This window comes from Cupriavidus sp. 01L46 (assembly GCF_056399905.1).
On record NZ_JBFTSF010000411.1, the window covers coordinates 1 to 4,451 of the forward strand.

Annotated in this window: 4 protein-coding genes; 2 read left to right on the plus strand and 2 right to left on the minus strand. The window is 65.2% G+C overall.

Annotated elements, in window-relative coordinates; genetic code table 11:
- Positions 1-204 precede the first annotated feature (204 nt).
- Together AC1DS3_RS35585 and AC1DS3_RS35590 are read left to right on the plus strand one after the other, a co-directional pair.
- The gene (locus AC1DS3_RS35585; protein WP_477129036.1) at positions 205-1,158 is read left to right on the plus strand and encodes a 2-hydroxyacid dehydrogenase; all 954 of its coding nucleotides are present in this window, start codon (positions 205-207) and stop codon (positions 1,156-1,158) included.
- Between the two features lie 58 nt (positions 1,159-1,216).
- Complete coding sequence (locus tag AC1DS3_RS35590; RefSeq protein WP_441641479.1) at positions 1,217-2,176, plus strand: Bug family tripartite tricarboxylate transporter substrate binding protein; 960 nt, start codon at positions 1,217-1,219, stop codon at positions 2,174-2,176.
- A 35-nt stretch (positions 2,177-2,211) separates the two neighbouring features.
- Here AC1DS3_RS35590 and AC1DS3_RS35595 read toward each other — a convergent pair whose 3' ends face one another.
- Together AC1DS3_RS35595 and AC1DS3_RS35600 are read right to left on the minus strand one after the other, a co-directional pair.
- Positions 2,212-2,982, minus strand: coding sequence for an IclR family transcriptional regulator (locus AC1DS3_RS35595; RefSeq protein ID WP_043356347.1), 771 nt, complete (start codon positions 2,980-2,982; stop codon positions 2,212-2,214).
- A gap of 733 nt (positions 2,983-3,715) precedes the next feature.
- The coding region (locus AC1DS3_RS35600; RefSeq protein WP_477129037.1) for a 2-aminoethylphosphonate--pyruvate transaminase at positions 3,716-4,451 on the minus strand (736 nt) is incomplete at its 5' end.

Genomic DNA, 4,451 nt, shown 5'->3' on the forward strand with positions numbered 1-4,451 from the left:
GTCGTACAACAAATTATAAGGAGATCCGAGAGTCAGTGCGAGGGATTTTCGTTTTTATCTGGTTTTGCGTAGATTTGGCAAAGTGTTAACCCTGTGTATCGGATTTCCTGCTTGTTTCGATGTCGCCTAAGTCATAGGATGACGTATGAGTTTGGCGACGAAACAGATCACGCGAATCCGCACCTTCCAGATAGGACTCACCATATGAAAGCCAACATCCTGCAGCTGARCCCGATCCTCATCCCTGCCATCAACGACAAGCTGGATTCGCTCTACACCGTGCACCGCTTGTTCGAGCAAACCGACAAGGATGCCTATCTGCGCGAGCACGGGCCCACGATCCGCGCGGTCATCACCGGCGGCCACACCGGCATTACCAGGGCGATGATGGTGCAACTGCCCGCGCTTCAGGTGGTGGCGGTCAACGGCGTCGGCACCGATGCGGTCGACCTCGAATATGCCCGCGCGCGCGGCCTGCCGGTGACCGGGACGTTCGGGGCGCTGACCGAGGACGTCGCGGACCTCGCCGTGGGCCTGTTGATCGCCACGTGTCGTGGCATGTGCCCGGGCGACCGGTTTATCCGCGCYGGCGACTGGGTCCGACATCCGCAGCCAAGTGCTATCCCGCTGGCCCGCCGCGTCAGCGGCATGCGCGTGGGCATCGTCGGCATGGGCCGCGTGGGCCGGGCCATCGCGGCGCGCATGACGGCGTTCGGCTGCCCCGTTGCCTACACCGACCTCAAGGCGATGGATGACGTCCCCCACACCTTCGTGCCCGGCCTCGTGGCACTGGCCCGCCAGAGCGATGCGCTGATTCTTGCCGCCGCCGCGGACAAGGCGGAGGGCATCGTCAATGCCGAGGTGCTCGACGCGCTGGGCAAGGATGGCTACCTGATCAACATCGCGCGCGGCCGGCTGGTCAAGGAAGACGACCTGGTCGCGGCGCTGACATCCGGGCGCATCGCCGGCGCCGGGCTGGATGTCTTCGTCGATGAGCCGAACGTGCCGCAAGCCCTGTTCGCGCTGGACAACGTCACGCTGCAGGCGCACCGCGCCAGCGCCACGCACCAGACGCGGGCCGCCATGGGGGAGATGGTCCTGGCAAGCATTGCCCAGGCGCTGGCCGGGCAACGGCCGGCGTTCAGCCTCACGACCTGAGCGCTGACAGCCCCGTTATTTCGCCCGGAAGTTAAGAATCGGAATGAGAGGAGACAAGATGCAGATCCAATATCTGGCGGCAATGGCCGTGACCGTGCTGGCGTCCGGCATGGCTGGCGCGCAGTCCTATCCGACCAAGCCGGTCACCATCGTCATCGGCTCCAGCCCCGGCAGCACCACGGATGGCCTGGCCCGCGCAATGGGTGCCCAGATCACCAAGGAGACGGGCCAGCCGGTCATCGTCGACAGCCGCCCCGGCGCATTCGGCGGCATCGCGGCGCAACTCGTCGCGCGCTCGGCGCCCGATGGCTACACCCTGTTCATGACCACCAACACCACGCAGGCGGCCAATCCGCACCTGGTGAAGAACCTGCCCTACAACCCCATCAAGGACTTTGCGCCGATCGGCCAGGTGGTCCAGGGCTACATGGTGATGGTGGTGAACCCCAACGTGAAGGCCACGAACGTGCCCGAGTTCATCGCACTGGCCAAGAAGGAGCCGGGCAAGCTGACCTTTGGCTCCGGCTCATCCTCGGCGCGGGTTGCCACCGAGCAATTCCAGCACATGACCGGGACGAAACTGACGTACGTGCCCTACAAGGCCAATCCGGCCGCCGTGATCGACCTTGTGGCCGGACAGACCGACGTGATGATCGTCGACCTGACCACCAGCCTGCCGCAGGTCAAGGCCGGCAAGCTGCGCGCGCTCGGCGTCAGCAGCCCGCAGCGCTCGCCGCTGCTGCCCAACGTGCCGACCATCGCGGAGCAAGGCGTGAAGGGCTATGAGTCCGGTTACTGGAACGGGCTGTACGCCCCGGCAGGCACGCCGGCGCCGATCATCAACCGGCTCAACGCGCTGATGCGCAATGCCATGGCGACTGAATCCATCCGCCATTTCGTGGCGGAGAACGGCATGGAGGTTAAGGTGTCGTCGCCGGAGGAGCTGGCTAAATTCCAGCTTGCCGAGCTCGCTCGCTGGGGCACGATCATCAAGACGGCGGGCATCCAGCCTGAATAGCGGCGACGCGTATAGGCCGGATGCCAAACGGGCGCTCAGAACGTAGCGGCCAGCTCCCTCGCCGTTTCCTGCAGGCGCGGCACGAACTCCAGCGAGCGCGACAATGGCGAGCGCGCCGTAGGCGCATGCACGGCCAGCGCCGCCACCACCTGCCCGCGCTCGTCGCGCACCGGCACGGCCACGCAGGAGATCCCCGCCACGAACTCTTCGTTGTCCACGCCAAGCTGCTTGTGCGCGCTGCGGTCCAGCTCGGCTTCGAGCAGTTCCACATTGGTGACCGTGTTGGGCGTAAAGCGCTCCAGCGGCAGCTGCCGCACCAGCGCGGCGCGCTGCTCGCGCGGCAGCAGCGATAGCAGCAGCTTGCCGCTGGCCGAGCAGTGCAGCGGCACGCGCGAGCCCGGTTTCAGGTCCAGCCGCAGCGGCCACGGCGCTTCCATGCGGTCCAGGTACAGCACCGAGGTTTCGTGCAGCATGGTCAGGTTGACCGTCTCGCCGATGTCCGCCACCAGCCGCGCCAGGATGGCATGGCGCAACTGCCGCGTACCTGAATGCGTGACGATGGCCACGCCAAGGCGCGACAGACGCGGTCCCACGGCATAGGCATTGCGCGCGCCCGGCTCGCGGATCACCAGCCCGCCGGCCTCCAGCGCGCCAAGCATGCGGTGCAGCGAAGCCTTGGGCGCTTCGAAACCCTGCATGATTTCCGCCAGCGACAAGGGGCGGTCGGCAGCAACCAGGAATTCGAGCAGGGCGAAGGCGCGCAGCGTGGGGGTATCGCGGTCCGCCGCTGCCGCGTCGGCAGCCATGCTCGGGACCGGCGCTGCGGCGGCCGGTTCTTCCAGGCGCAGGGACGCCTTCGCGCGCGCGGGTTTTGTGGGCTTGTTCTTGGGGGCCTCGGAAGGCGCTTTTTTGGATGCCGCTAGTGTTGCCGATTTCAATTCGGACTCCGTTCCGGAAAACGAGACGATTCGATTGTACTTCCGGAACGGCATTCGTCACTAGCGGCGTATCAAGGCGTGATCCGGTTTTGCCCCGGTGGCCTTCGGCAGCGCCGGCATTGGGGGGGGATTGAGAGCAACTGCGACTGCTTAAATTCAATGACAACTGCAACTGCAACTGCAACTGCAACTGCAACTGCAACTGCAACTGCAACTGCAACTGCAACTGCAGTTTCACCACCCCTGCGGGGCGGCGACCTACTTTCTTGTCTTGCCAAGAAAGTAGGCAAAGAAGGCGCGCCGGATGGGGCGACACCCCCTCGGGCTTCGACGAAAAGAGCGGCCGGGACCCAAACTCGCATCGCCTTAAGGCGATACTCAGACATGGGTCCCTCTTTTCCGCGCTTTTCGCCGAATCCCGAGGCGCCCCATACGGCCTAGGTAAACCTTGACGGCTCGCTTCGCATCGCGCTGGGGTGATTCCCGCCTTGGGGCGGGAAACACGGCTACCACAGTTGGTTGATCTTGCCGATGGCTGGCTCCCCTCATCCACTTGTGGGAGAGGGCGTGCGTTCGCCGGGGCGATGGGTCCGCAAATACCTCAAGCCGCCTTAGCCAGCGGCGCTTTCATCTCGATGCCCATTTCCGCAAGCGTCTCGCCAATGGCKCCCACCACATTGCGCATCTCATTGGCATCGATCGCGCCAATGCAGCCCACGCGGAAGGTTTCCACCTGCGTCAGCTTGCCGGGATAGAGGATGTAGCCACGCTCGCGCACCTTGGCGTAGAAGGTCTTGAAGTCGTAGCGGGCGTCGTCCGGCGCGTGGAAGGTGACGATGATGGGTGCCTGCACCTCGGGCGCGAGGAAGGGGCGGAAACCCAGTTCGGCCATGCCGCGCACCAGCGTCTGGTAGTTGGTGCGATAGCGCGCGCCGCGCACCGGCTGTCCGCCTTCTTCCAGGAACTGGTCGAGCGCGGCGCGGAAGGCGGCGACCACGTGCGTGGGCGGGGTGAAGCGCCACTGGGTGGTCTTCTGCATGTAGGTGTACTGGTCGTACAGGTCCAGCGCCAGCGAATGGCTGTTGCCCTGGCTGGCTTCCAGCACGCTCTTCTTCACCAGCACGAAGCCCATGCCTGGCACGCCTTCGATGCACTTGCCGGTGGCGGCCACCAGCGCGTCGAACGGCATGGTGCGCGCGTMGATCTCCAGCGCGCCGAAGGAGCTCATGGCATCGACGATCAGGCCTTTGCCAAGCCGCGCGCACAGTGCGGCGATCTCGGGCAGGGGGTTGAGCACGCCGGCGCCGGTTTCGCAGTGCACCTGCGCCACGTGGGTG

Coding starts and splice junctions, on each gene's coding strand:
- AC1DS3_RS35590 (WP_441641479.1), top strand. CDS start 1,217: ATGCAGATCCAATATCTGGCGGCAATGGCCGTGACCGTGCTGGCGTCC.
- AC1DS3_RS35595 (WP_043356347.1), bottom strand. CDS start 2,982: ATGGCTGCCGACGCGGCAGCGGCGGACCGCGATACCCCCACGCTGCGC.